Genomic DNA, 26,947 nt, shown 5'->3' on the forward strand with positions numbered 1-26,947 from the left:
CCACGTCTTCCCCATCGAGAATGATCACGTCTGCACTTGGCTTCTCGTACTCTTTGCCCATAGCCATACACCCTTTCGCTAAACGATAGCTACCAGTATTTTTTGCGCATATTCCTTCTCTATGGTTGGCGCAAACGAAGAATCTACGATGAACTGCGCGGCGGATTGTGCGGAGCGGGATTGAGGCGCCGCTTCTTCAGCCCTCACGGTTGTTCCATCTGCCGTTTCGTAATACACGTACATCTGGCTTGTCATTTCCCAAGCATACGAACTTGTGGGAATGTTTGTGATGACCATGTTGGCATCAAAGAAGCCGGTATCGTTGAACGCCCAAACCCGGGTGGGGACATCAACCTCTTTGCCCAGATTGGCGTTGCGATACGTCCATCCAGATTTGACATACGTCGCCTGTTGGGGAATCTTGAACGAATAGCCGAAGCGAAGGCTTGTCGACGCAGAGGGATCGCCATCCATACGAAGCGAGCCGCCCTTGAAAGTGATGGTTTCGCTCACGTTCACGAACCTGGCGTAGGCCTGACCGGAAGCGGCCGTGAAGGGCGTGCGGAAAGCGCTGTCCGCATACCAGCCGGCGAACACCTGACCCTGAGCGCCATCAGGATACGCCCACGTGGCCGAATCGGCGGGATCGGCCTTGTACGCGGAAACCTCGTACATGCCGTCCTTGGCTACGTAGAACAGGCCGCCCACCTCGCTCTCGGCATAGCCGGAAGCGAGAAGCGATGCCACGCTATGGCTGAACGTGCCGCCGGTAATGTCGGTGGTTACGTTTTCGCCAACGGAAAGAGCACCCGTGGCACCAAGCACCTTGCCTGCGGAGATCGTCACCGTGGAGGGATTATCCTGCGTTCCGGTCGCCTCGATGCCGTACTGCCCGGCTGTGGCCGCAGCGGCCAGCGGCAACGAGAACGTCGCCGGCTGCGTCTGCGCCTGCACCTCGCCGCCGTTGACGGTGAGGCTCGCGCCGGGATTCACCTTCACGCCGCTCGTTCCCGCGCCGACGATCGTCGCGCCGTTAACGACGAGGGCTCCGCTCACCTCGACGGCAGCATTGGAGCCAGCCGCAGAGACAGTGCCAACGCCGGTCTTGTCGGTGATGGTGCAGGTGGCGTTCTGGCCGATCGTCAGGGAAGCGTTCAGGGCCTTGCCGTTGAGGTCGATGGAGACGCTCGTAGACGGCGAGCCTGCAGCGGGCTCAACCGCAATGGGAGCAATCTCGGTCGCGTCGCCCATGAGGGTCAGCGTTCCGCCCGTCTTCGCAACCCTGTCAACTGCATCGCCCATCGTGCCCACAGCATCCACGGTATTGCCGTTTTCGTCGGTCACCTGGATCTTGTCGGCATCGGTGGCCTGGGACACCACGAACGCGCCTTTGTCGCCAGGCTTGACGACATAGCCATCAGCCACGAATCCGTCCTTAAGAGGATCGGCAGCGAAAGTGCCTCCCGTGACCGTCACGGTCGCTTTCTTTCCAGATACGAGGCCCTTCTCGAACGTGCCGCCGGAGATGCGCGTTCTGCCGGAATCGAAGTTGATAGCTTCGTTCACCTGATCAGTGAACGTGCCGCCAGAGATGTTGATGCCCTCCGTCGTTCCCTCATTGCCATCGCCACCACCGAAGAAGCCGTGGTTATTTTTCACATTTCGGACGAACGTTCCGCCCTCGATGTTCACCGTGCCGTTACCCGACACGTAAGCGAGCCTGTAAAGGCTGTCCGCCGTGCCGTCGCCCAGCGTGTACGAGCCGTTTTTGATGGTGAGGGTTCCGCCGTCGCAGGCAATTGCGCCGTTCATATTACCCTGCACCGTCGCGTTTTCAACAGTCATCGTTGCATTCGGATAGGCAGAACTGCCGTTCGCAACAGCATATGCGTATCCACCGTTGGTGAAGTTGTCGCACGCCGTGAAGGTTCCGCCCTTAATGGTAGCCGTTCCAAAATTGCGCACGGCGTTGCCGCGGCTCTTGTTGCTGCTGAACGTGCCGTTCTCGATGATCAACGTTCCGTAATTCTCCACCGCATGACGGCCCTGCGCCTCGATATCGGTGGCACAGATGATGCCATCGCCTTGAATAGTGAGGGTCCCGCTGTTTCGAATGAAGGAACCGGCATACGAGCTCGTGAGTTTTTTGCCGCCCATGTCGAGCGTTACGGTCTGCCCTTCGGCAACGGGGATGAACCCGTCGACATCCACATCGGCGAGCATCTTGATACCGATCGTCTTGCCGGCTGCACCCATCAGATCGCCGATGAAGGCTTGCGGATCGTTATAGGTCTTGGCCGTTCCGTCGATGGTCATCTCCGCGAAGCTGCATGCGGCAACCGTCCACGTGCCGCCGTCTTGCGTCGCTGCATAGCCTGTTGCCACATAAGCCGAAGGATCGCTCGAGAACGTGCCGCCTTGCACGAATCCAGTCGCATGCTTGACGGACAAGGCGCCCATCTTGCCGCTGAACGTTCCGCCCTTATTCAACAGAGGCGACGACGGCGCCATGGGGCTACCGGGGTATTTTTTAGAATCTGTTTCGAATAATGCGAACCCGTTTTCCGAGACGAATGTCCCTCCGAGTATCTCCATGCTTACTTGTCCGGCATACGAGCCGTTCTTGGTGATGCTGATAGCAGCACCAGTGGCCTCGCTTCCGCCATCATGGGCAGTAACGGGATCGCAGTATTCCCCTTGAGCGGTGAACGTCCCCCCGTTGATAGTGAACTTGCCGGCTTTGATGCTCAATGGTTCGTCGCCTGTGAGAGCGGCTCCTTCATCGATGATCCACTCACCGTAACCAGCAGCGTAAATAGCTGGCCCGGTAGCGTAATTGATATTCTGATCGGTACCTCGCGTCCCAACAAGCTTGGCTCCGGGGCGGACATGCACGGTGGCATGGTTTGCAAGACTCGTTACGTTCCCATTAATGGTGATCGCGCCTGTGCCGCTCCACTCGAGAGCGGAAGCCTCGTCAGTACCGCACACGGTCCCATAGACCTCGATGACAGTGCCCTCTCCCGCCGTGGCGGCGTCCTCTGTTTTTCCAAGAGCCCCAATCCCGATGCCGAAGGGTCCAGAGATCTTCGCATCGGCCGCGATAGTCAACTTGGATCCTCGGCCAGCTGTAATCGCGGAAACGAATTCAGCTCCATTCGTCGAATTCAAGCACAGGCCGACAATCGACCCGTTTTTCACGGTGACCACGGAGTTCGAAGTAGCTATCACACCGCCAGACCGTGTCAGCGTGAATCCAGCCAGATCGAGAACAAGTTCCTTGTCAATCACATCGATCCTCGGGGCATCGCCCAGATCGACATTGCTCAAAAGCTTCACGGTGTCGCCGGATTGCGCAGCGTTGATGGCTGCTTGAAGAGTTTCGAATTTCTTTGCAGCCTCACCCTCGCCAATCTGGGCGACGGCAGTCGATTGGACGCTCGTGTATACGTACACCGCGTCATCGACCCGCTCCTTTAACTCGCAGCCTTCCGCGGCGACAAAGACATCAGTATTCTGTACGTCCGTTTTTACTGACGTGCCTGCAGGAAGTGATATTGTGCCCCCGGTAATCCGATGTCCTTTCAGATTGAGCGCGAACTCCCCGACACCCTCGCTCAACGCCACAACGACATTTTGGGAGAGAGCAGCATCCGACAACAGGTCTATCGATTCGCCGTTGCAAAGGGTGTACCCATTGCCAGTGAAGATGTCCGTCAAATCAGCGCAATTGACTCCCGTTGTCCCACCGTTGTTATTAGGCCAGTAGTAATGAGCGACATATGCCGGACTGAACGGAAGCTCTGCCCCCGAAGGAGCCGTACATACAACATTTACTTCGCCGTCGCGTTGCACATTTTTTTGCAGGAATCCATAAGGATCATCCATTGAATCGAGTTGCAACGCGGCAGCAATGTTTCCTGTCGTGTCTGCAAACTTGACCTCTCCAGAAAGGATCAACTTGGTGATGCCGCAGTCTATACGTAGAAGATTTTCCGTACACGAGCCCCCTTGGAAGTTCGTGATCGTCGAATCCGCAATCGTGAGCGTATTATTCACCGAATGGGCCTGGGCGAACTGATCGTAGATATCGTCATTAAAGACGATTGCAGCAAAAGAATTCGATGGAGCACTGCTGGTGTTTATACCCTTGACCGTAGATCCTTTTATGGTGTACACAGCAGACGAGCCCCAAATATTTAAGCCCGTCCATCCGTGCAAGGTCGAATCAACCACATCAACCTTCAAGCCGGTTGTATCGCACACCCCGCTCTCGCTTTGGGCGCCACTCACGTTTATACAATACGAAAATCCGTTGATGGAACTGCTATTTTTTAGGATGACCTGCGAATCCTTGATATTCCAGAGCGATATCCCGCGACAAGATTGGTCATACTTCACCTGCGTATCATAGTCAGAAACGTCGGAGCAATTGATGGCGGTGTTGTCAAGGACAAGGCTAATTCCGCTATACTCCAGAGAAGGTGAGTCAATGCCGCGAAGGGAAGCGTTGATGGTGCAGCCAGTCAATGCAAGATTCACAGCGCTGTTATTCATTTTGATCCCGCGCTGCACGCCTGTCAAAGTGAGGTTCTTGATCACAACGGGCTCGGAAGTGCTCACCTGTATAGCTGGCGCGAGTCCTTCCGCCGTCACCGTGAATCCGCTGCCTTCGATCGTCAAGCCTTTGTCTATATTAAGCGTTTCCGTGAGGGCAGCATTACCTTGGAGAACAACCGTGCTGCCTGATTGAGCCGCGCTTACCGCATCAGCAAGCGTCGAATACCCTTGACTCCCTATCATAGCCTCGAATGCTTGCGTCTCGACATCCGAGGCTTTCGGCGTGCTAAGCGCTGCGAAGGCTGCTGAGACTGCGTCGAGCTTCTCACAACTCGCATTCACCAGCACCTTCTCATCTTCGGCGAGCGCATCGTAGGCGGCCTGCGCAGCTGACACGGCATCGGCGTCCTCGGCTGTCACGGCGTTCGCCTCGGGAAGCTCGGCCACCAGCGCCTCGAACTGTTGAGCGGCGGTCGACTCGGCAAGGGAGGCAGGTTCGGCGCCTGGCACGTCCAAAACCGGATCCTGCACCTCTCCCCAAGCGGCGATTGGAACATTCATCGCGAAGGCGAGGGCAACAGTCAGTGCGATCGCTAATGATTGGTTGACCCGTTTCTTCCACCTCATGGCCTGCCCTTTCCCCGTGCTGATACGTTGTCGCACATGCCTCTCCGCCTGCTGCGAAAACCCTGCCCGCATGCATCGCGCTCAAGCCGTAAACGTTACGGCTTAGATCAGCTTAAAGAAAGCGCCCCCCCGTCAATAAAAACGGCCGAGAAATATCCCCCATCGAGCACATTTTTCCGAAAGACGGTGCTTTGCGAGAAGGGAACGTCTCCGCAGATACCCAACCAAGACCTAACGCGATGTGAGTTCGGCAGTCGGCGCGATGTCCGGCGCGGGGCGGGGCCGCTCCGCGCCACGCGCATGCGTGCCGCCTCGCCGCCCGTCGGGAAAACCCCGCGCCTTTCGCCCCGGGGGCGCGACATTCGGTATACTGCTGCCAACGGCGAAACGCCGCCGAGGAGCACCGTCCGCCCACCGCTACGGAAGGACTTCCATGAATCGCCTGCCCCGCCTGCTCATGCTCGCCGGAGCCTGGATTGCTTGCATCATGGGCTGCATCGGCGTGTTCGTGCCCGTGCTGCCCACCACCCCGCTGCTCCTGCTGGCCACGTTCCTGTTCGCGCGGTCCTCGCCGCGCTGCCATGCGTGGATCGTCTCCACGAAGGTGTACCGCACCTACGTGGCCGCGTTCAAGGAGGCCGGCGGCATCCCCGCCGCCACGAAGGTGCGCATCCTCACCGTGTCATTCGTGCTCATGGGCGCCAGCGCCTTCTTCGTGCGCAAGCCCTTCGTCTGGATCGTCCTGGGCTGCGTGGCCCTGTTCCTGCTGTACCTCATGCTCGTGCGCATCCCCACCATCTCGCTCGAGAACGTGCGCGCCGCCCGCAAGGCCGACGAGGCCGAGTAGGCCGGCCGGCCCGGCTGCCCTCCGCCCCACCCACCCTGCTGTTCTGTCCCCATCCGCCCTGCAGACAGCCTCTCCGAACAGGATAGAGGACCCAGCCCACTTTCCGTGCGTTTTGCGCTATTATTGGCACGTGACGCCTCGGGCGCAGGGGAAGCCCGGGCACCGTAGACCGAACAGGGGAGATCTATGGAAAGCGAATTCGTCCTCGGCGCGCAAGAGACGCGCGCCTACCTTGCACGCCTCGGGCTCGAGCGGCCCGAACGTCCCACGCGGGAGGCGCTCGACGACCTCGTCTACGCGCACCAGTGCTCCATCCCGTTCGAGACCATCGACATGTACCGCTGCACCGAGCCGCCCGACCTGGAGCCGGCCCATGTGTTCGACAAGCTGGTCACGCAGCGCCGCGGCGGCTACTGCTTCGAGTTGAACACCTTGTTCGAGGCGCTGCTGGCAAGCCTGGGCTACCAGGTGCGCCCGTGCCTGTGCCGCGCCGTATGCGGGGCCAAGGTGAAAGACCCCATCAACCACCGCGCCGTGCTCGTGGAGCTGGACGGCGAAGAGGTCCTCGTGGACGTGGGCTTCGGCGGGCCGCTGCCCTCGGCCTCGCTCTCGCTCGTGGACGGGCAGGAGCAGATCATCCGCGGCGAGTCGTTCACCGCGCGCCGCATCGACGCGTACTGGTGGGCCGTCGACCGCGTGACCGGGGCGAAGAAGGATCTCTACGGCATCGAGGGGCCCTCTCGCATGCAGACCGAGCTGGAGCTGTGCCTGGCAACCGTCTCGGACAAGGACTTCGACGCGCTCAACCTTGCCTGCTCCCGTCCGGGAACGGAATTCCACGACCACCGCATTGCGAACCTGCGCACGCCGAACGGCTACTTTGCCATCTGGGACGACGTGCTTACCGTGCGCAAAGACGGCAAGAAGGAGCGCATTCCCCTGCCCGACGAGGCAGCCTTCGCCGACGCCTGCGAGCAGTACTTCGGCTTCCGACCGCACGGGGCGTGAGAAGGCGCGAATACGGGATCACGGCAAGATCGGGCACCACGGCCGGCCGCAGCGTCGGCAGGTTCCGGCGGCCGGAAGGCCGCCGGAACCCCTAGGGAACCGCTGGTCAATGGTGCTCGTACCGGTCTGATCGCTTTCCGCATTCGGTTTTCGCCCTAAGCGGCGCCGGGAGGGCCGCTTAGGGACGCCTTCTCCCTCCCATGGGCTCCCCCTACGTGCCCGCTAGGGCGTTTTCGGGCATGTTCCGCCCTATGCCGGCGAGGCCGCTGGCAACCCGGGGCGAGTCGCCCGTGCCCGTGTATCCCGAGCCGGCGTGGCAAAACGGGCCGTCCTCCCGCACGAGGGCGCAGGCGATGACGACGTCGTTGACGTTGGCGGCGGTAGCCCCGACCGTGTGCACCGGGCCGCTTCCGGCGTCCACGCCGACAGGGGCCTGGTAGCCGGAGTGCCAGTTCCGCCCCTTCCGGGCCTGGCGGGCCTCCGGATCTCTCCCGCCCTTCGCGTTTCTTGCGGAGCTCGGCGCCTCGGCGAACGCGGCATCCGCGATCGAGCCCCCCGGCGGATCTTCAAGGGCGTGGCGGCGTCGGGAACCTGGTCGCCGAGCCCGAGGGGCACGCCCGTGAATTCAAAGAAGGCTCGGGGGCCGCAGACCGCGTCTCCCGAGCCTTCGCCAGAGAGGTTGGGCCGCGGCTGCAAGAGGCGCATGCGCAGCAGGGGATGGCCGTGCCCGTCTGGCGCAGGGGCTCCTCGCGCTCGGCCGAGCGCTTGCGGGAGGCCTCCGGGCATCTGCGAGGGCGGTCCGGCGCTCCATGGAATGCCTCTCTCCCGATCTGGCGGTATCGCCATTCCGGCCGTCTTCTGCCGCCCGCTTCGCCTCGCTTCGCCCGCGCCGCGACGGCGTGCGGCGCGGGCTCCGAGCGCCGGCAGTCGGCGGTTCCCCAGGTTCGGGCAATGCCCTGCCGGCGGGCATGCGGCCCTGCAAGATGGGGTAAGAGATTGAGCTACGGTAATGGATTCGCAATTTTTTCCCGATATGTTACCGAACCTCCGGGATCTCCCGTCCGAAAGCTCTCGCCCGACGCCCGATATCCGGCTTTTCGCGTTGATTCGGGCGATTGTCTCGCCTTGGAAGGGGATTTCGGAACCCCCGTCGTCCGCTACGGTAATATATCGAAAATTTTCTTCGATTCCATTACCGTGTCCGAAGAGACAGGGCGATGCGGGCGGGCGTCGTCGCGCGATCGCCGGCTTGCACGGCGCCGTGGTGCACGGGATGCGCGGCGATCCGTTGCGGACCCGGGGAACCGCCGATCGACGCTCCTGCCGCGCGCGCTTCGCAGGGCGGGCGCCCCGTGCCTGCTGCCGAGCCGGGGGAACGCCGCGATCGAGCGGCAAGCCCGGGGTGCCTGCCCTGCGAAAAAGCCGAATCCGATAATTAATCGGCGGTTCCCTAGGCGTTGACGTACACGTAGATGATGCGGATGGTGTCGGCCAGGTTGCCGGTCATGTTCGCGGTGGTGTAGTTGTAGGACAGCACCGCGGACCACTCGTGGGGCGCGCCGTTCAGGTCGACCGTGCCCGAGAACGAGCAGTTCTCCTTCACGAGGGTCGTGCCGTCGGTGTCGTAGGTGGAGTAGGCCGTCTTGTCCTCGGGCAGCACGGCCGCGCCCTCGGCCACCGGTATGCCGGCCTCCTGCAGCGTCTTCTCCACCACGTGCTCGTTCTTGACGGCATCGGCGAAGCTGAGCGTGCCGTAGCCGAGCGCGGCGGTGGAGGCGGAGTAGCCCGCCTGGACGACCTTGCCCTCCTCATTGAGGCCCAGGTACACCGTGGGCGTGCCCGTGCGCGTGTCGGCCGGCTCGTCGGTCAGGGCCACCGTCACGTCCTTCTTGATGGGATTGCCCTCCTCGTTCACGTCCTTCGAGGCGGTTACCTGGGCGCCATGGGCGAGCGCGGCCACGGCCTCGTCCTGGCCGAGCCCCAGCACGGCGACGAGGTTCGGCGCCTCGGTCTTCTTCGTGGTCTCGGTGGAGGCGTCCTTCGTCTCCTCCTGCTGGATGGCGGTCACCTCCTGCGCATCCTGCTGCTGCTGCGTCTGCTGGGCGGCCAGCGTCTGGCTCTCGGTGACGAGGCGCCAGGTGAGGTAGCCCAGAACGCCTATAAGCACCACCAGCAGCACGATCACCACGATGAGCACGCGGCGCATGCGGCGCGACTTGCGCATATGCGGGGGCACGTCCGTCTTGTCCTTCTTGCCGTGGCGGCCCTTCGGCTGCTCGGGCTCCAGGGGTGCCTCGTCGTCGAGCAGCAGCGACGGCGCGTCGTGCGGCTCGAGGCTGTCGAAGGCGTCCGGGTACTCGTCGTCGGTGTCGCCCTTGTAGCTGAAGCCGCCGGCATGGGCCGGGCCGCTCGGAGCGCCGTCCACCGGGGCGAACGCCTGGGTGAGGCCGATGGCGTTGTCGCGGTCGTCGGCAGGAGCCTCGGGCGCATCGGCCACCGGCTCGGCGCCGACGGGCGCGAACGCCTCCGTCAGGCTGATGCGCTCGTCGCGATCGTCTGCGGCAGAGCCGCCGGCATCGGGAATGCGATCGGGATCCGACGGGGCCCCGGATGGTTTGCTTGCAGCGTGTTTTGGCATCGTTCGACCTTCCTGCCTTCGAGGAGAGCGCATCAGCGCATGAAGAAGTAATAGTATGCGGCGAACCCGACGATGAGCAGCAGCGCCGTGGCCAGCACGGCCTTCTGGGCCTTGGGCATGGGTGCTCCCGCAAGGTCTTCGAGCCGCTGCTCGCGGGAGTCGTCCTCCAAGGACCGCGCCTCCTCGTCCGAACGGCTGGCAGACGGGTTGCCGGGCGCGGCCTCGTCCGCGACGGCCCCTGCGGACGCAGGCTCCTCGGAATCGGGCGCGCAATCGGGCTCCGGCGCGGGCTCGAGAGCCGCCGGGCGCGAAACCGCGCGGGCCCCCGCCTGGATCACGACGTCGTCATCGTCATCGGTGGAAACCGTAATATGGGAAAACGCCTTCTCGTCGGCCACGGTGCAATCCTTTCGCGTCCCGCCGATTATAAAGTACAGCCTATCCGCGCAGGCCCTTGTCCAAATAATATCCATCGGGGGCGAAGCGCTTGCGGTAGGTGAGGTAGCTTGCCATGACGATGGCGATGGTGTTGGCGGCCGAGAGCATGAGCATGACCACGATCTGGTACTTCGCCGCGGCCAGCGGGTCGGCCCCCGCGAGCAGCTGCCCGGTCATCATGCCGGGGAACGTCACGATGCCCGCAGCCGACATGTTGGCCAGCACCGGCGTCATGCCCGCCCCGATGGCGGCCTTGAGCGAGGGGGCCGCCGCCTCGTGCGGCGTCGCCCCCAGCGCCACGAGAGAGAACATCTCGGGCGCGCGGGCGTCCATGTCCGCGAACAGCCGGTCGATGGCCACGGCAACGGCCGCCATGGCGTTGCCCATGATCATGCCCACGATGGGCACGAGCTGCCGCGCGTTGTACCACGGCTCGGCGTGCACGACCCCTTCCACCACGATGAGCCCGATGGCGGTGGACGACACGAAGAGCGAGACGAACACGGCCGGCACCAGCCCGGGGATGCGGCTCTTCACGCGCGACGTGGCGATCTGCGTGGCGGCGATCACCATGGCCGCCAGCACGAGCAGCACGAGCCACCACGTTTGGAACTCGAACAGGTACGTGAGCAGAAAGCCCGCGGCAAGGAGCTGCACGAAGCAGCGCACCGACGACACGGCGATGCGCCGCGTCTGCCCGAGCTCCAGCTTCCACGACACGAGGCCCGCCACGAGCATGAGGGCGCTCGCGGAGAAGAGCTCCACATAGCCGATATCCACCACGCCGTCGGTCACGGGCGCACCCCCTCGCCACCTGTCGCCGCGAAGGAGAGCGCGCCGTCCGCCAGCGTGAACGTGCCGGACGCGAAGCCGTCCGAGGCGCGGTGGCGTATGCGCAGGCAGGCGGTGCGCTCGTCCACGAGGCTGCGCGTGAGGCGCCCCACCGCAAGCGCGGAATCGTCGTCGAGGGCGGCGTCCACCTCGTCGAGCAGCAGCACGCGGGGACGCGTGGCGAACGCGCGCAGCAACGCCACGCGCGCGGCCTGGCCGCCGGAAAGCTGCGACACGTCGCGGGAAAGGCCCACATCGGAAAGCTCGGCCGCATCCAGCAGGCGCGCGAGCTCGTCGTCGGCAGGAGGCTGCGTGCCGGCGTTCACCTTGAGCCTCCACGGAAGCACCAGGTTGTCGCGCACCGTGCCCGCCACGAGCGACGCCTGCTGCGGCACGAGGCACACCTGGCGGCGCCACGCGGCGGGCTTGAAGCCCGAGGAGGGCCGCCCGTCCAGGTAGAGCTCGCCGGAGTCGCGCGCCATCATGAGCGCGCATGCGCGCAAAAGCGTCGACTTCCCCGCACCCGAGGGGCCCACGAGGTCGCAGATCGCGCCCGCCTCGAGCGCGAACGACGCGCCGCGCAGAAGCGGCACGGCTTCGCCGCCGCGGCGATAGGACAAGGTGATATGCTCAACGCGGAAAAGGCTCATGGGGCCATGGTAGCACCGTTTCGCCTCAGGGGGCGAGAAGGTTGCCGGCCGGGAAACAGGCGAGCGCCCGAACAGGCATGCCGCAGCGGGGTGGGCGGGTGAAGCCTAGCGAAGCCCCGTCCGATGGACCCGCTGCACGGCGGGCGCATCCCCGTTCGCGGCGCATCAGGGTGCGCTGCCGGAACCACAGGCCGCCCTCGCGCGCCCGAAAGGCCGGGACCTGCCGCCGATTCCGGCCCCTCCTGCCAAAAAAGAGCCGGTTTGGCAATCGGCAACGCGCCGCCCAAAAAGACGACCTGGTCTTTCTCGAGGCGTCCTTTCGAAAGGCGCCTCGAAACGCTTCCGAGGATTGCCAAACCGGCTCTTTTTTGGCAAGAAGGACGGTTTCGCGTGACAAAGCGTGACAAAAACATCGGCCTATGCGGAAACGACCATCGCAGGGCTCCCGCGTAGCGCGACGAAGCTCCCAGCCCAGGCGGCGCGCTCGCACGGCGTGACGCCTCCGACCGGCATCGCGCCCGTTGCCAAGCGGCCGCGGCCGGGCAGCCGGGAGGCGGGGAGATGTCCCTCCCCGGCCCCGGCCGCAGGCCGCTTCCCTACTGTAAACCCTCGATGTGCGGGATGGTGGCGAAGCCGGCCGCGAGCTCCTCGTCGGTGGGCTCGTGGTCGGCCATCTCGCCGCGGTTGAAGGCATCGTAGGCCTTCATGTCGAAGTAGCCCGTGCCGGTGAGGCCGAAGAGGATGGTCTTGGCCTCCCCCGTCTCGGCGCAGCGGCGCGCCTCCTCCATGGCCTGGAAGATGGCGTGCGCGCTCTCCGGCGCCGGCAGTATGGTCTCCAGGCGCGCGAACTCCACGGCGGCGGCGAACACGTCGGTCTGCTTGACGGCCACGGCCTCCAGGTAGCCGTCGTGCTTGAGCTTGCTCACGATGGGGCTCATGCCGTGGTAGCGCAGGCCGCCCGCGTGGTCGGGGCTCGGCTGGAAGCCGTTGCCGAGCGTGTACATCTTGGCGAGCGGGCAGGTCTGGCCCGTGTCGGCGAAGTCGTAGGCGAACCGCCCGCGCGTGAGCGAGGGGCAGCTCGCAGGCTCCACGGCCACAAAGCGCGTGTCGGGCTTCTCGCCGCGCAGCTTGTCGCACATGAACGGCGCGATGAGGCCGCCCAGGTTGGACCCGCCGCCCGCGCAGCCGATCACGACGTCGGGGTACGCGCCCAGCTCCTCGAAGGCGGCGTAGCTCTCCAGCCCGATCACCGACTGGTGCAGCACCACCTGGTTGAGCACCGAGCCCAGCGTGTAGCGCCCCTTGTTCTCCGGAATGTTCAGGGCGCGCTCCACGGCCTCGGAGATGGCCGTGCCGAGCGACCCCGTGGAGTCCGGATGGTCGGCCAGCATCTTGCGCCCGATAGCCGTGGTGTCCGACGGCGAGGGCGTGACGTTGGCCTTGAACGTCTCCATGATGTTGCGGCGGAACGGCTTCTGCTCGTAGGAGCACTTCACCATGAACACATCCAGGTCGAGCCCGAAGTGGTCGGCCGCCTCGGCGAGCGCCGTGCCCCACTGCCCCGCGCCCGTCTCGGTGGTGATGCCCGTGAGCTCCTGGGCCTTGGCGTAGTACGCCTGCGCGATGGCCGAGTTCAGCTTGTGGGAGCCCGAGGTGTTGTTGCCCTCGAACTTGTAGTAGATCTTCGCCGGCGTGCCGAGCGCGCGCTCCAGGTTGTACGCGCGGCACAAGGGCGAGGGCCGGTAGATGCGGTACATCTCCCGCACGGGCTCGGGGATGTCGAAGTAGGCCGTGTCGTCGTCGAGCTCCTGGCGCACGAGCTCGTCGCAGAACACGGGTGCAAGGTCCTCGGGCGTGGCCACGGCGCCGTTCGGCAGCCGGATGGGCTCGGGCTTCTCCGGCATGTCGGCCCGCAGGTTGTACCACTGCGCCGGGATCTGGTCTTCTCGCAGGTACAGGCGGTGCGGCGCGTTCTCGGTCATGATGGTTCCCTTTCCGTTCGTTCGGTGCGGCGTCCCCGCCGCGGTACATCCTCCGTCCGCGCAAACAAAAAGAGCCCCCGGATCTCCGAGGGCTCTTCTGTAAGTATGTATGCGCGGAACAGAAGCCTATGCGAGACCCGGGATCAATGCCTTCTCTTCCACCACCACGCGCCGACGGTCAACGTGCTAGGCACGCTGTCGGCGAAAGCTGCGGTGTGGGCGGTTGCGGGCAAGATCATCCTCTCGTACTGGTTTCCGGGCCGATCGCAGCATAGCACGACCGGCCCGCTTTTGGAAAGGGGCGAATTCAGATGGCCGCAAACCGGCGCACGGACCCGCTTGCGGCCCGGCTGCGAGCAGGCTGGCAGAGCAGGCTCCGCAGGCGCGCCTCCGCGGAAGCCGCCGGGCCTGGCAGCGCGGGCCGCCGCCCGCCTCCCTCCCGCCGCCTTTCGGGGGCCGATTGGTGCGCTCGGCAGATTAATATCGCGTTTTGGGCGGTTTTGTTGCGTTTCCTTACGCTTTATTGTAATAAAGTATACGGATACGCGACGGTCGACGCAGGATGCGACGTGCCGCGCGCGAGCTGAAAGCTCGAAGGAGGGCCCCGCGGAAGCGGGGTTTGAGGGAAGGAGACATACCCCTATGGAAAGCAAGAGTGCGTTCAGCAGGCGTCAGTTCATGGAGCTGCTCGGCGTGTCGGCGGCGGGCTTCGGCCTTGTCAGCATGGCAGGCTGCGGCGGTGGCGACGACGCCAAGAAGGATGAGGGCGCAGACGCTCCCGCCGGCGGCGGCGCGGCCGACACCATCACGTACAGCCTGACGGCCGACCCGCGCGCGGTCGACCCGGCGTACTTCGACGACGGCGAGTCCGCCGTGGTGTCCTGCAACATGTACGAGGGCCTGTACCAGTACGGCAAGACCGACGCGAAGGTGTCGCCCTGCCTGGCCAAGGACCTGCCCGAGATCTCCGACGACGGCCTGGTGTACACCATCAAGCTCAACGAGGGCATCAAGTTCCACGACGGCACCGACTTCAACGCCGAGGCCGTGAAGAAGTCCATCGAGCGCCAGCTCGAGCCCAACCGCAACTCCGACATGCCCTACGCGTCGTTCGTGTTCGGCGAGGAAGAGGCGGGCAACGGCGTGGAGACCGTCGAGGCCGTTGACGACTACACCGTGAAGATCACGATGCGCGCGGCTTCCGCCCCGTTCGTGAAGAACCTCGCCATGGCCCTGGCCTCCCCCATCGTGGCGCCGAGCGCCATCGAGGCGGCCACCGACGGCCAAGCCATCACCAACCCGGTGGGCACCGGCCCCTACAAGTTCGTCGACTGGACGAAGGGCGCTTCCGTGACCCTCGTGGCCAACGAGGACTACTGGGGCGAGGCTCCCAAGACGAAGAACCTCGTGTTCAAGATCATCGCCGAGGGCAACACGCGCCTGACCTCGCTCATCAACGGCGAGTGCGACATCATCTCGAGCGTCGACCCCGCGTCGGCCGACCAGATCGTCGACAACGGCTTCGAGCTGTTCTCCGAGGACGGCATGACCATCAACTACATGGCGTTCAACACCGAGACCGGCAAGTGCACGGACCAGGAGGTCCGCAAGGCCGTGGCCCAGGCCATCAACGTCGAGGAGATGGTGAAGTCCATCTACGGCGAGTACGCCACTGTGGCGAACTCGGTCATGCCCACCTGGATGGCCCCCTACGCCAAGGACGTCAAGCAGACGGCCTACGACCCCGAGGCCGCCAAGAAGACGCTGGCCGACAAGGGCATCACGTCGCTGCAGTGCATCACCTACACCACCGCCCGCCCCTACAACCAGAAGGGCGGCAGCGACCTGGCCAACATGATCCAGGGCTACCTGTCCGCCGTGGGCGTGGAGCTGAGCATCGCGCAGTACGACTGGACCACCTACAAGACCAAGGTGCAGACGGACCCGTACGACATCTGCTTCTACGGCTGGACGGGCGACAACGGCGACCCGGACAACTTCATGAACCTGCTCGCCGACACGAACTGGTCCATGAACGTGGCCCACTTCCAGGACGACGAGTACAAGGCGCTCATCGCCGAGGGCCTGAAGACCCCCGATGGCGACGCGCGCGACGCCATCTACCTGCAGTGCGAGGAAATGGTTGCCGAGAAGCAGCCGTGGGTGCTCATCTCCCACTCCAAGAACCTGCTGGGCTACAGCCCGAAGGTCAAGGACTTCTACTACCATCCGACGGGAGTCGTGTTCTTCAAGGGCGTCTCGAAGGAAGCGTAAAGGCTGTTCCCCGGCGCCCGCGAGGGCGCCGGGTTTTCCCTGTGCGGCCCGCACGTCGTATTCTCGTCGCGTGCGGGCCGCACTTGCGCTACACTGTCATCCGGTCGTAAACGATCTGATGATCTGCACGCCAAGGACGGTTTGGCGTGCCCGAAGCCGGGGGCCACGGGTCTTCGGCTTCGTTCCTGTATTCGTTCGGATAACGGAGCAGGGCAGGTAAGAAAGGGGCTTTATGCTCAAGTACATCCTCAAGAGAATCCTTATGGTGATTCCCGTTTTGCTGGGTGTTACGATCATCATCTTCCTCATCACGCGCGTGTTGGCCCCGGACCCGGCTCCGGTGGTTCTGGGCGAGCACGCAACCCCCGAGGCGATGGCGACGTGGCGCGCGGACAACGGGTTGGACGATCCCATCTGGATGCAGTACGTCAACTTCATCGTGGGCGCCGTGCAAGGCGACCTCGGAACGTCCTACTACACGCACCAGCCGGTCACGGCCGAGATCGCCGCGCGCTTCCCCGCCACGGCCGAGCTCGCCATCTGCGCCATCATCGTGGCGTCGCTCCTGGGCGTGGCCCTCGGCGTCTTGGCGGCGGTCAAGAAGAACAAGCTGGCCGACAACGTGAGCATGGTGGTGGCCCTCGTGGGCGTGTCCATGCCCATCTTCTGGTCGGGCATCCTGCTCATTTTGCTGTTCGCCGGCATCCTGCACGTGCTGCCGTCGAGCGGGCGCGTGACGCCCCTGCTCCAACCCACCGGGGGGACGGGCTTCTTCATACTCGACACCATCATGCGCGGCGACTGGACGGCGCTCGGCGACGTGCTCGTCCACCTCATCCTGCCCACGGTGGCGCTGTCGCTGTACTCCATGGCCATCATCACGCGCATGACGCGCTCGAGCATGCTCGAGACGCTGAACGCGGACTATATCCGCACCGCGCGCGCCAAGGGCCTGAAGAAGGGCACCGTGAACATCAAGCACGCGTTGCGCAACGCCATGCTGCCCATCTCCACGGTCATCGGCCTGCAGTTCGGCAGCCTCTTGGGCGGCGCGCTGCTCACCGAGACGGTGTTCGCCTGGCCGGGTATCGGCAAGTTCGCCGTCGACTGCGTGCTGAAGAGCGACTTCCCCGTCGTCCAGGGCATCGTGCTTCTGGTGGCGGTCATCTTCGTGATCATGAACCTTGTCGTCGATATCGTGTACGCCTACCTTGACCCCCGCATCAAGTACGGCGCGAAGGAAGAGGGGTGATATCGATGGCGAAGAAGCAGAAGCTCGCAACCGAGCCCGCCGGCGAGATCGTCGTGAACGGCGAGCCGGCCAAGGAGAAGCGCGAGAGCATCTGGAAGGACGTGTTCGCCGGCATCGTGTCGAACAAGGCGTCGCTGGTGAGCGGGATCTTCATCCTGCTGCTCATCGTCATCGCGCTGGTCACGAAGTTCGTGCCGAGCGTGCTTCCCTACGACCCGTACGCGCAGAACCTGAGCGAGTCCTTGCTCGGGCCCTCGGCGCAGCACTGGTTCGGCACCGACATCCAGGGACGCGACATCTTCTGCCGCGTGCTCGTGGGAACGCAGATCACGCTGACCGTGGGCCTGGCCGCCGTGGCCATCTCGCTCACCGTGGGCGTGCTCCTGGGCTCCATCGCCGGCTACAAGGGCGGCAAGGCGGACACCGTCATCATGCGCATCATGGACATGATGCTGGCCATCCCCTCCATCCTGCTGGCCATCGCCATCATGGCGGCCCTCGGGCCCGGCATCGAGAAGGCGGTCGTGGCCATCGGCTTGGTGTCCATCCCCGAGTACGCGCGTATCGTGCGCTCGGAGATCCTCTCCATCAAGGAGAACGACTACGTGGCCGCGGCGCGCGTGGTGGGCGACTCCAACGCCGCCATCATCTTCCGCCACGTGCTGCCGAACGTGCTGCCGTCCATCATCGTGCGCGCCACCCTCGGCATCTCCACCGCCATCCTGGACGCGGCGGCGCTCGGCTTTTTGGGCCTGGGCGTGCAGCCTCCGGCGGCCGAGTGGGGCGACATGCTGGGACGCGGCCGCAACGAGCTGTTCCGCGCGCCGTGGCTCATGATCTTCCCCGGCATGGCCATCACGCTGACCGTGCTGGCGTTCAACCTGCTGGGCGACGGCATCCGCGACGGCCTGGACCCCAAAGCAAGGAAGAGGTGATCGCATGCTGTTATCGGTGAAGAACCTCTCCACGGAGTTCCCCGTCAAGAAGGGCATCGTCAAGGCCGTCGAGGACGTGAGCTTCGACGTGGATGCCGGCGAGATCCTGGCCATCGTGGGCGAGTCGGGTTCCGGCAAGTCCGTGACCAGCCTCTCGGTCATGGGCCTTCTGGCCGAGCCGGGCCACGTGGCCGGCGGCTCCATGGAGTTCGAGGGCAAGGACCTCGTGCACCTGTCCGAGCGCGACTACCGCGCGCTGCGCGGCAACGACATGGCCATGATCTTCCAGGAGCCCATGACGTCGCTCAACCCGGTGTACCGCGTGGGCAAGCAGATCGTGGAGGCCATCCGCACGCACGAGAACGTGTCGAAGAAGGAGGCGCGCGAGCGCGCCATCGACATGCTGCGCAAAGTGGGCATCCCGAGCCCCGAGAAGCGCATCGACGACTACCCGCACCAGATGTCGGGCGGCATGCGCCAGCGCGTCATGATAGCCATGGCGCTGTCGTGCAACCCGAAGCTCCTGATCGCCGACGAGCCCACCACGGCCCTCGACGTGACCATCCAGGCGCAGATCCTGGATTTGCTGCGCCGCCTGCGCGACGATACGGGCATGGCGGTACTCTTGATCACGCACGACCTGGGCGTGGTGTCCGAGACGGCCGACCGCGTGGTGGTCATGTACTGCGGCCAGGTGGTGGAGGAGGCCGAGGTGCGCACGCTGTTCGACCACCCGATGCATCCCTACACGCTGGGCCTCTTGAAGTCCATCCCCCGCCTGGAGGACGACGACTCGAAGCGCCTGTACATGATCAAGGGCATGGTGCCGAACCCGCTGGAGATGCCGCCGGGCTGCCACTTCTCCGACCGGTGCGACTCCTGCATGGACATCTGCCGCGAGAAGATCCCCAACCTGGTGGATATCGACGGCCACAAGGTGCGCTGCTTCTTGTACGAGAACGCGGACGGCGAGGCGAAGAGCGCGGCCGCCATCGCCGAGGGCGAGGCCGAGGCGCACGCCGATGCCGAGGCGGCGCGCAACGTGGAGACGGCCGAGGCGCTGCTGGCCGGCGAGGAGATCCGCGAGGCAGAGCTAGAGGAACTTGAGAAGAGCGAGGAGGCGGGCCGATGAGCGAGAGCAACGGAAAGGGCGCCGCTGCCGCCCAGTCGCAAGCGGGCGCGGACGGCACGTCCGCGCCGAGTCAGGATATCCTGCTGGACGTCCAGCACCTCACGAAGCGCTTCGCCGCCGAGACGAACTTCTTCGGCAAGGCCACCTCGCACGTGCAGGCCGTGGACGACGTGAGCTTCCAGATCCGCCGCGGCGAGGCGTTCGGCCTCGTGGGCGAGTCGGGCTGCGGCAAGACCACCGTGGGCAAGATGCTGGTGAACCTGCTGAAGCCCACGTCTGGCAAGATCGTCTTCGACGGGCACGACCTCACGGCCATGAAGCCCGCGGAGCGCAAGGCGTACTGCAAGGACATCCAGCTGATCTTCCAGGATCCCTACGCATCGCTCAACCCGCGCATGCGCATCGGCGACATCATCGCCGAGCCCATCCTCACCAACAACATCCTGCCGAAGGACAAGGTGGAGGACCGCGTGAACGAGCTTCTGGAGTGCGTGGGCCTGGCGAACTACATGCGCAACCGCTACCCCCACGAGTTCTCGGGCGGCCAGCGCCAGCGCGTGGGCATCGCGCGGGCACTCGCCGTGAACCCGAAGCTCATCGTGTGCGACGAGCCGGTGTCGGCGCTCGACGTGTCCATCCAGGCGCAGGTGCTGAACCTGCTGGACGAGCTCAAGGAGCAGTTCGGCCTCACGTACCTGTTCATCGCCCACGGACTGAACGTGGTGAAGCACGTGTCCGACCGCGTGGGCGTCATGTACCTTGGCAAGATGATGGAGATCGCTCCCAAGAAGTCGCTCTACGCCGACCCGCTGTCGCCCTACACGCAGGCGCTGCTGTCGGCCATCCCGTCGGTCGACCCGGCCACGAAGCGCGACCGCATCATCCTGGAAGGCGACGTGCCGAGCCCCATCGACCCGCCCCCCGGCTGCCGCTTCGCCGGCCGCTGCTTCGCGAAGGTGGAGGGCTGCGACGAGGTCATGCCGCCTCTGGTCGAGGTGAAGCCGAACCACCAGTGCGCCTGCCATCGCTACGACGAGGGCGGCCCGGGAACGGCGGTCATCGACTAGTCAACCGATAGTATGGAGGCCCTGCCGGGCCTCCTTTTTTGTGCGACAATGAGCGGAAACGCAACGCTGCCACCGAGGAAAGCGAGCCAACACCCATGGAACTCTCACCCAACGACCAGCTGCACGGGTTCACCGTGCTCACGCGCGAGGAGCTGCCCGAGATCGACGGGACGGCGTACGTGCTCTCGCACCGGAAGAGCGGCGCGCGGCTGCTCTACCTGGCGAACGACGACGCCAACAAGGCGTTTTCCATCGCGTTCAAGACGCCGCCCGCCGACGACACGGGGGTGTTCCACATCTTGGAGCACTCGGTGCTGTGCGGCTCCGACAAGTTCCCCGTCAAGGAGCCGTTCGTGGACCTGCTGAAGAGCTCCATGCAGACGTTCCTGAACGCCATGACGTTCCCCGACAAGACCCTCTACCCCGTGGCCAGCACGAACGACCAGGACCTGCTGAACCTCGCGGACGTGTACCTGGACGCGGTGCTGCACCCGGCCATCTACCATAAGCGCGCCATCTTCGAGCAGGAGGGCTGGCACTACGAGCTGGCCGCCGACGCCGAGGCCGACGAGGGCGACTCCATCGCGGGCGACGTCGTGGCGGCGACCGAGGCCGAGGACGGCCAGGCGGAGCTCGTGCTCAACGGCGTGGTGTACAACGAGATGAAGGGCGCGCTCTCCGACGCGAACTCCGTGCTCTACGACGAGCTGCAGGCGGCGCTGTTCCCCGACACGGCCTACCGCTTCGAGTCGGGCGGCACGCCGCGCGCCATCCCCGATCTGACCTACGAGCAGTTCCTGGACGAGCACGCGCGCCACTACCGGCTGGACAACAGCTACCTCACGCTGTACGGCAACGTGGACCTTGACCGGATGCTGGCGTTCCTGGACCGCGAGTACCTCTCCCCCGTGGCCGACGAGGAGGCCGCCCGCGCCGCCGCGCGCACCGAGGCCGGCAAGCCGCCGCTCGAACCGCACGCGCTGGAGGCCCAGGCGCCCGTGGTGGCCGCGCACGTGGTGCGCGACATGGACACGGCGCCCGAGAACGCCTGCGCAGGCCTGGGCTACGTCATAGGCGACGCGGACGAGCGCACGCGGCTCGTGGCGGTGGACATCCTGCTGGACGCGCTCATGGGCAGCAACGAGGCGCCGGCGAAGCGCGCGCTGCTCGACGCCGGCCTGGCCGACGACGTGCAGGCGTTCGTGGCCGACGGGATGCTGCAGCCGTTCGCCGTCGTGCAGCTGCGCGGGTCGAAGCCCGGAGCCGCCGAGCGCTTCCGCGCCGCCTTCGAGGACGCGCTGCGCGCCGCGGCGGAGCAGGGCATCGACCGCACGCTCGTAGAGGCGTCGCTCTCGCGCGCCGAGTTCGTCATGCGCGAGCGCGACTTCGGCATGGCCGACGGCGTGGCGCTGTCCATGACGGCGCTTTCGGGCTGGCTCTACGACGACGAGATGGCCACGACCTACCTGCGCTACGAGGACGACTTCGCCCTGCTGCGCCGCGAGCTGGGCACGGGCTACTTCGAGCGCCTGATGATCGACGTGTTCCTGGAGAGCGACCACTGGGCGCTGGCCGAGGTGCGGCCCCTGGAGGGCGACGGGGACGCCTACGAGTCCGAGCGCCTGCGGGCCGCCGAGGCCGCCATGGGCCCCGAGGACTTCGCGCGCGTGGCCGACGAGGAGGCCGAGCTGCGCCGCCTGCAGACCGAGCCCGACTCGCCCGAGGCGCTGGCCACGCTGCCGCGGCTGTCCGTGGCCGACATCGGCCCGGCGCCCGTCGAGCCCGCCTACGGCCTGGCAGGGGGCACGCCCGTGCCCTGCGTGCGCCACGATATACCCACGCGCGGCATCGCGTACGCCTACCGCTACTTCGACCTGGGACGCGCACGCTTCGAGGAGCTGCCCTACGTGGCCGTGCTCGCGCTCGTGCTGGGCAAGCTGGGCACGGCGCGCCACACGGCCGCCGAGATCGACACGCTGGTGAACGGCCGGCTGGGCAGCCTCTCGTTCTTCGCCGACATCTACGAGGGCGACGACGGCGCGCGTGATCTGGCGCCCAAGCTCGTGGTGGGCGCAAGCGCGCTCTCCGAGAACGTGGAGGCCGCCTGCGAGCTTCCGCTGGAGATCATGCTGGAGACCGATTTCTCTGATGCCGGGAAGATCAAGGACGTGCTGCAGCAGCGGCGCATCGGCATGGAGCAGGGCTTCGCCGCAGCCGGCCATGCGGCCGCCATGGCGCGCGCGGCATCGTACTACCTGCCGGCCGGCGTCGTGCGCGAGCAGCTGAGCGGCGTGGATTTCTACCGCTTCCTGAAGGACCTGCTCGCGCACTACGACGAGCGCTCGGACGAGCTGGCTGCACGCTTGTCCGAGCTGGCGGGGCGCCTGTTCGTGGACGACGGCTGCACGGTGGGCTTCACGGGCTCCGACGACGACTTCGAGCGCTTCTGGAAGGCCGGGGCCGTCACGGGCCGCGCCGGCTCCTCCGAGCATCTGCTGGCCGTGCCCGCACCCGTCGTGCGCAACGAGGCGTTCATCGTGCCCACCGACGTGTGCTACGCGGCGCAGGGCTTCGACCGCCGCGCCGACGGCGCACCCTACACGGGGGCGTGGCAGGTGGCCGCGCGCGCGCTGTCCTACGACTTCCTGTGGAACGAGGTGCGCGTGAAGGGCGGCGCCTACGGGGCCGGCTTCGGCGCGACGCGCACGGGCAACCTGCGCTTCTACTCCTACCGCGACCCGCATCTGGACGAGACGCTCGCACGCTTCGCTGCCTCGGCAGCCTGGCTCGAGGCGTTCGACCCGAAGCCCGAGGCCATGGAGGGCTACGTGGTGAGCACCGTGGCGGGCTTCGACGCGCCGCTCAAGGCGCGCGCGCTGGCGCGGCGCCAGGACGGCGACTACTTCGGCGGGCGCACGCCCGAGGCGCGCCTCGAGACCCGCGCCGAGATGACGGCCGCCGACGCGCAGGCCGTGCGCGCGCTGGCCGCCCCCCTGGCGGCCGCCGTGGCGCATGATGCCGTGTGCACGTTCGGCAGCAAGGACATCATCGAGGCCGCCCGCACCCCCTTCGAGGTGGTCGACCTGCTGAACGAGTGACGACGCGCTTGCAACGCCGGCTGAGGCAGGCGCTGCAAGCGCTCTTCCGCAGCACGGTCGCGGCGTCGCTGCGACGAAACCGCGCCCGCAATGCGCTCCAGCGCCCTAACGCGCTGGAGCGCATTTTTTTCGATCGCTCGTTTTTTCGTGCATCGTTTTTTCGATCGCCCGGTTTCGCGCACCCGCCTTTTTCACGCGGTCGTTCGGCGAGCCCGTGGCTATTCCGTTGCTCGTGATTCCAGCGTGCAGGCGCACGCGATGTTTCACGTGAAACATTTGTACGTGCTTGACGCACCCTTGCGCCTTTCGGGCGAATAAATAAGACATTCATGCTTCCGTTCCAGGCTTTAAAAGCTAGAATTAACGATTGGAACGAATCGGCGCATGAGCGGGTTCTTCGCGCTGCCGTCCGAGGGGGCGCGGCGCGCCGTCCGAGGGGGTATCGGACACCGCGCCTTGACGCCATGCACCATAAATGGTAGTAATGTAGTATCAATTAGTGGAGGAAGAGACGGAGAGCATCTGCCATGTTGGAACTGAAGAACCTCACGTTTGAAGTACCGCTGTCGGAGGGCGCGAAGGAGACGAAGCGCATCATCGACGACCTCACGCTCACGATCCCCGACGACCGCTTCACGGTCATCACCGGCCCGAACGGCGGCGGCAAGTCCACGCTTGCCAAGCTCATCATGGGCGTGGAGCAGCCCACGGGCGGCCAGATCCTGTTCGACGGCGAGGACATCACGAACCTGTCCATCTCCGAGCGTGCGAAGAAGGGCATCGGCTACGGCTTCCAGCAGCCCGCCCGCTTCAAGGGCATGAAGGTGAAGAAGCTCCTGGACATCGCCGCCGGCAAGAAGCTGCCCATGCTCTCGTGCAACGAGCACCTGGCGCGCGTGGGCCTGTGCTCGGCGAACTACCTCACCCGCGAGGTGGACAAGAACCTCTCCGGCGGCGAGGTGAAGCGTATCGAGATCGCCACCATCCTCGCGCGCGACCCGAAGCTCGCCATCTACGACGAGCCTGAGGCCGGCATCGATCTGTGGAGCTTCGACCGCCTGACCGAGACGTTCCGCGACATCCACGAGGCGCGCGACGGGCGCTCCATCGTGATCATCTCGCACCAGGAGCGCATCATCCAGCTGGCCGACGAGATCGTGCTGCTGAAAAACGGCCAGGTGGCCGAGGCGGGAACGCCGGCCGAGCTCATGCCGAAGCTGGGCTTCGTGGCGAAGGGTATCCCCGGCTGTTCGTTCACCGAGCCGCCCGAGCTGCACCTGACCGAGATCCCCACCACCTGCTAACCCGCCCGCGTCGCGCCGAATGTTTCACGTGAAACATTCGTTCGCCTGTAGGCGAGAGCGCGATACGGATACTACCCACGAAGGAGGCCATCATGGCTGTTGATTTGTCCCCCATCGACGAGAGCCTGCTCGCCGAGATCGCCAACATACACGGCATGCCGAAAGGCGCGTTCAACATCCGCAAGGACGGGCAGCTCGTCGAGCGCCACTCGTCGGCGAACATCGAGATCGCCACGAAGACGGACAACCCCGGCATCGACATCCGCATCAAGGCCGGCACGAAGGGCGAGACGGTGTACATCCCCGTCATCGTGACGCAGGCGGGCCTGAAGGACGTCGTGTACAACACGTTCTACATCGAGGACGACTGCGACGTGACCATCATCGCCGGCTGCGGCATCCACAACGAGAGCCACCAGGCCTCCGAGCACGACGGCATCCACACGTTCTACTGCGGGAAGAACAGCCACGTGAAGTACGTGGAGAAGCACTACGGCGAGGGCGCGGGCACCGGCGAGCGCATCCTCAACCCCGTGACGAACGTGGTGATGGAGGAAAACTCGAGCTGCGAGATGGAGCTCACGCAACTGCGCGGCGTGTCGTCCACCGTGCGCGACACGAACGCCGAGCTGGGCGCGGGCGCGAAGCTGGTGCTCACCGAGAAGCTGCTGACGCACGACGACCAGGTGGCCACCTCGAACATGAAGGTGGAGCTCAAGGGCGACGACTCCAGCGTGCAGGTGATCTCGCGCTCGGTGGCGCAGGACAACTCCAAGCAGGTGTTCAACCCGCTCGTCATCGGCGAGGCGGCCTGCCGCGGTCACGTGCAGTGCGATGCCATCATCATGGGCAAGGCCAAGGTCACGGCCATCCCCGGCATCGAGGCCGCGAGCGAGGACGCGCTCCTGGTGCACGAGGCCGCCATCGGCAAGATCGCCGGCGACCAGATCATCAAGCTCATGACGCTCGGACTCACCGAGGAGGAGGCCGAGCAGGAAATCCTCGAGGACTTCCTGAACTAACCGCTTCGCCGCACGCACGGCATGCGAAGCGCTTTCCCGAGCGATTGGGAAAGTCTACCGAATAAAAGAAAGAGCCCGCTTATGCGGGCTCTTTCTTTCAGCTTGGGAAGCGGGTTCCTCGACGAGGGCTTACGCTGTGGGCTGCACGGCGTTCCTGCCGGCGTTGTCCTCGACGTTGCCCTCCTCGTCGTCTTCGGCAGCGGGCGCGTTCTCGCTGCCGTCGCCGCTGGTCGCCCCGTCTCCGTTGGCCTTGGACTCGTCCGTCTTCGCCGAGGAGGCGCCCGTCGTGAGCGGGAGCGACGAGGCGTCGATGTCCGTGCCCAGCCACTTCTTCTCGATGACCGACACGATGCCGCCGTCGGTGAGCGCAGCGAGCGCATCCTTGACGGCCGCCTGCAGCTCGGTGTTCGCCTCGAGCACGCCGACGCAGTAACCGCCGGGCTGCTGCATGAGCGCCACGATCTGCGCATCGTAGTCGCCGCTGTGGGCCGCGTACATGCCGATGACGGCATCGGCCGCCACGTACTGGGCGGAGCCGTCGGCAAGGGCGGCGAACGCGCTCTTCAGGTCGTTCTCGGACACGAGCGCGTCCTGGCCGAACTCGTTGGTGACCTGCCACGAGCTGGTGGAGGACACCTGGGCCGCGATCTTGGGGGACGACGCCTTGGTGGGCACCGTCGCGTTCGCCGAGGTGGAGAACAGCGCCACGCCCTTCGGCAGGTACGCCGGCGACCTCCAGAACGACACGTCGCTCTCGGAGCCGATGCCCATGGCCACGTCGACCTTGCCCTCCTTGAGCGCGGCCTCGGGATCGGTCCCCACGTCCACTATCTCCAGCTTCAAGCCCAGCTGGTCGGCCAGCGCCGCGGCTACGTCGACGTCGATGCCGACGATCTTCGACGAGGACGAGGGCGAGCCGGCCAACGGCGGCGACCCCGCGTTCACGCCGACCCGCAACGTGCCGCTTTTGCCGATGGTGGGCGACGACACCGTCGCGCTCTTCTCGGGAGGGGTGTAGCTCTGCTGCGACGAGCATCCTGCCAGCACCATCGCCAGGCAGGCGGCTGCCGCGCAGCATACGAGCGCCTTCATACGCTTCATTTCCGGTGTGCCTCCATCCGCTGTTTCTCTCTCAAAGCGCCCCTTTCGACTGACCTAGTCTTTGCCCCCACACTCGCGCACCGGGGCCCAGCTCCCACCGGTTACCCTCTCGCCCGTCGCGGCCGTATGCCGCGTCGTAAGTAAACGGGCGGTGCGACTTACCTCTAGGATGCGCCATGAT

At 65.3% G+C, this 26,947-nt stretch carries 18 protein-coding genes; 10 read left to right on the forward strand and 8 right to left on the reverse strand.

Going from position 1 to position 26,947, the window contains the following annotated elements; genetic code table 11:
* Positions 1-78 precede the first annotated feature (78 nt).
* Positions 79-5,187 carry an autotransporter outer membrane beta-barrel domain-containing protein gene (locus C1877_RS03295; protein WP_114568366.1) on the reverse strand — a complete coding sequence of 1,703 codons (5,109 nt, stop codon included), beginning with the start codon at positions 5,185-5,187 and terminating at the stop codon, positions 79-81.
* Between the two features lie 433 nt (positions 5,188-5,620).
* On the opposite strand from C1877_RS03295, the gene C1877_RS03300 reads away from it, so the two are divergent.
* Both C1877_RS03300 and C1877_RS03305 read left to right on the forward strand, forming a co-directional pair.
* Positions 5,621-6,034: a DUF454 family protein gene (locus C1877_RS03300; protein ID WP_015540222.1), complete on the forward strand. Its 414-nt coding sequence runs from the start codon at positions 5,621-5,623 to the stop codon at positions 6,032-6,034.
* Between the two features lie 186 nt (positions 6,035-6,220).
* Positions 6,221-7,042 carry an arylamine N-acetyltransferase family protein gene (locus C1877_RS03305; protein WP_114568367.1) on the forward strand — a complete coding sequence of 274 codons (822 nt, stop codon included), beginning with the start codon at positions 6,221-6,223 and terminating at the stop codon, positions 7,040-7,042.
* A 211-nt stretch (positions 7,043-7,253) separates the two neighbouring features.
* Here C1877_RS03305 and C1877_RS15985 read toward each other — a convergent pair whose 3' ends face one another.
* The 6 genes from C1877_RS15985 to C1877_RS03335 form a co-directional block, all read right to left on the reverse strand.
* A complete protein-coding gene (locus C1877_RS15985; protein ID WP_114568368.1) occupies positions 7,254-7,667 on the reverse strand; it encodes a transposase in 414 nt (137 codons plus the stop codon).
* Between the two features lie 825 nt (positions 7,668-8,492).
* Positions 8,493-9,680, reverse strand: a complete 1,188-nt coding sequence (locus tag C1877_RS03315; RefSeq protein ID WP_114568369.1) for a histone-lysine N-methyltransferase — start codon at positions 9,678-9,680, stop codon at positions 8,493-8,495.
* A 32-nt stretch (positions 9,681-9,712) separates the two neighbouring features.
* Entirely contained in the window at positions 9,713-10,078 is a 366-nt protein-coding gene (locus C1877_RS03320) for an SURF2 Surfeit locus protein 2 (protein ID WP_114568370.1), read from the reverse strand.
* A gap of 40 nt (positions 10,079-10,118) precedes the next feature.
* Positions 10,119-10,913, reverse strand: a complete 795-nt coding sequence (locus tag C1877_RS03325; protein ID WP_041239674.1) for an ABC transporter permease — start codon at positions 10,911-10,913, stop codon at positions 10,119-10,121.
* Positions 10,910-11,599 carry an ABC transporter ATP-binding protein gene (locus C1877_RS03330; RefSeq protein WP_114568371.1) on the reverse strand — a complete coding sequence of 230 codons (690 nt, stop codon included), beginning with the start codon at positions 11,597-11,599 and terminating at the stop codon, positions 10,910-10,912. The genes C1877_RS03325 and C1877_RS03330 overlap by 4 nt, the downstream gene beginning before the upstream one ends.
* Before the next feature lie 596 nt (positions 11,600-12,195).
* Positions 12,196-13,581 carry a TrpB-like pyridoxal phosphate-dependent enzyme gene (locus tag C1877_RS03335; RefSeq protein ID WP_015540225.1) on the reverse strand — a complete coding sequence of 462 codons (1,386 nt, stop codon included), beginning with the start codon at positions 13,579-13,581 and terminating at the stop codon, positions 12,196-12,198.
* Positions 13,582-14,223: 642 nt separating this feature from the next.
* On the opposite strand from C1877_RS03335, the gene C1877_RS03340 reads away from it, so the two are divergent.
* From C1877_RS03340 to C1877_RS03375, 8 genes are all read left to right on the forward strand, one after another.
* Complete coding sequence (locus C1877_RS03340; protein WP_114568372.1) at positions 14,224-15,855, forward strand: ABC transporter substrate-binding protein; 1,632 nt, start codon at positions 14,224-14,226, stop codon at positions 15,853-15,855.
* Between the two features lie 232 nt (positions 15,856-16,087).
* Positions 16,088-17,107 (forward strand): ABC transporter permease, encoded by a 1,020-nt coding sequence (locus C1877_RS03345; protein ID WP_015540227.1) that lies wholly within the window; start codon positions 16,088-16,090, stop codon positions 17,105-17,107.
* A 5-nt stretch (positions 17,108-17,112) separates the two neighbouring features.
* Positions 17,113-18,042, forward strand: a complete 930-nt coding sequence (nikC, locus tag C1877_RS03350; RefSeq protein ID WP_154249212.1) for a nickel transporter permease — start codon at positions 17,113-17,115, stop codon at positions 18,040-18,042.
* A gap of 4 nt (positions 18,043-18,046) precedes the next feature.
* Entirely contained in the window at positions 18,047-19,174 is a 1,128-nt protein-coding gene (locus C1877_RS03355; RefSeq protein WP_015540228.1) for an ABC transporter ATP-binding protein, read from the forward strand.
* Positions 19,171-20,241, forward strand: a complete 1,071-nt coding sequence (locus tag C1877_RS03360; protein WP_114568373.1) for an ABC transporter ATP-binding protein — start codon at positions 19,171-19,173, stop codon at positions 20,239-20,241. Before C1877_RS03355 ends, C1877_RS03360 begins: the two co-directional genes overlap by 4 nt.
* A 95-nt stretch (positions 20,242-20,336) precedes the next feature.
* On the forward strand, positions 20,337-23,339 hold the full coding sequence (locus tag C1877_RS03365) for an insulinase family protein (protein ID WP_114568374.1): 3,003 nt from the start codon (positions 20,337-20,339) through the stop codon (positions 23,337-23,339).
* Between the two features lie 527 nt (positions 23,340-23,866).
* Positions 23,867-24,643, forward strand: coding sequence for an ABC transporter ATP-binding protein (locus tag C1877_RS03370; protein WP_015540230.1), 777 nt, complete (start codon positions 23,867-23,869; stop codon positions 24,641-24,643).
* Positions 24,644-24,735: 92 nt separating this feature from the next.
* A complete protein-coding gene (locus C1877_RS03375; RefSeq protein WP_041239677.1) occupies positions 24,736-25,665 on the forward strand; it encodes a SufB/SufD family protein in 930 nt (309 codons plus the stop codon).
* A gap of 129 nt (positions 25,666-25,794) precedes the next feature.
* Here C1877_RS03375 and C1877_RS03380 read toward each other — a convergent pair whose 3' ends face one another.
* A complete protein-coding gene (locus C1877_RS03380; RefSeq protein WP_015540231.1) occupies positions 25,795-26,766 on the reverse strand; it encodes a substrate-binding periplasmic protein in 972 nt (323 codons plus the stop codon).
* Positions 26,767-26,947 lie beyond the last annotated feature (181 nt).

This window comes from Gordonibacter pamelaeae, assembly GCF_003340385.1.
GTDB classification, from domain to species: Bacteria; Actinomycetota; Coriobacteriia; order Coriobacteriales; family Eggerthellaceae; genus Gordonibacter; species Gordonibacter pamelaeae.

Coding starts and splice junctions, on each gene's coding strand:
- C1877_RS03295 (WP_114568366.1), bottom strand. CDS start 5,187: ATGAGGTGGAAGAAACGGGTCAACCAATCATTAGCGATCGCACTGACT.
- C1877_RS03300 (WP_015540222.1), top strand. CDS start 5,621: ATGAATCGCCTGCCCCGCCTGCTCATGCTCGCCGGAGCCTGGATTGCT.
- C1877_RS03305 (WP_114568367.1), top strand. CDS start 6,221: ATGGAAAGCGAATTCGTCCTCGGCGCGCAAGAGACGCGCGCCTACCTT.
- C1877_RS03315 (WP_114568369.1), bottom strand. CDS start 9,680: ATGCCAAAACACGCTGCAAGCAAACCATCCGGGGCCCCGTCGGATCCC.
- C1877_RS03330 (WP_114568371.1), bottom strand. CDS start 11,599: ATGAGCCTTTTCCGCGTTGAGCATATCACCTTGTCCTATCGCCGCGGC.
- C1877_RS03335 (WP_015540225.1), bottom strand. CDS start 13,581: ATGACCGAGAACGCGCCGCACCGCCTGTACCTGCGAGAAGACCAGATC.
- C1877_RS03340 (WP_114568372.1), top strand. CDS start 14,224: ATGGAAAGCAAGAGTGCGTTCAGCAGGCGTCAGTTCATGGAGCTGCTC.
- C1877_RS03345 (WP_015540227.1), top strand. CDS start 16,088: ATGCTCAAGTACATCCTCAAGAGAATCCTTATGGTGATTCCCGTTTTG.
- nikC (WP_154249212.1), top strand. CDS start 17,113: ATGGCGAAGAAGCAGAAGCTCGCAACCGAGCCCGCCGGCGAGATCGTC.
- C1877_RS03355 (WP_015540228.1), top strand. CDS start 18,047: ATGCTGTTATCGGTGAAGAACCTCTCCACGGAGTTCCCCGTCAAGAAG.
- C1877_RS03360 (WP_114568373.1), top strand. CDS start 19,171: ATGAGCGAGAGCAACGGAAAGGGCGCCGCTGCCGCCCAGTCGCAAGCG.
- C1877_RS03365 (WP_114568374.1), top strand. CDS start 20,337: ATGGAACTCTCACCCAACGACCAGCTGCACGGGTTCACCGTGCTCACG.
- C1877_RS03370 (WP_015540230.1), top strand. CDS start 23,867: ATGTTGGAACTGAAGAACCTCACGTTTGAAGTACCGCTGTCGGAGGGC.
- C1877_RS03375 (WP_041239677.1), top strand. CDS start 24,736: ATGGCTGTTGATTTGTCCCCCATCGACGAGAGCCTGCTCGCCGAGATC.
- C1877_RS03380 (WP_015540231.1), bottom strand. CDS start 26,766: ATGAAGCGTATGAAGGCGCTCGTATGCTGCGCGGCAGCCGCCTGCCTG.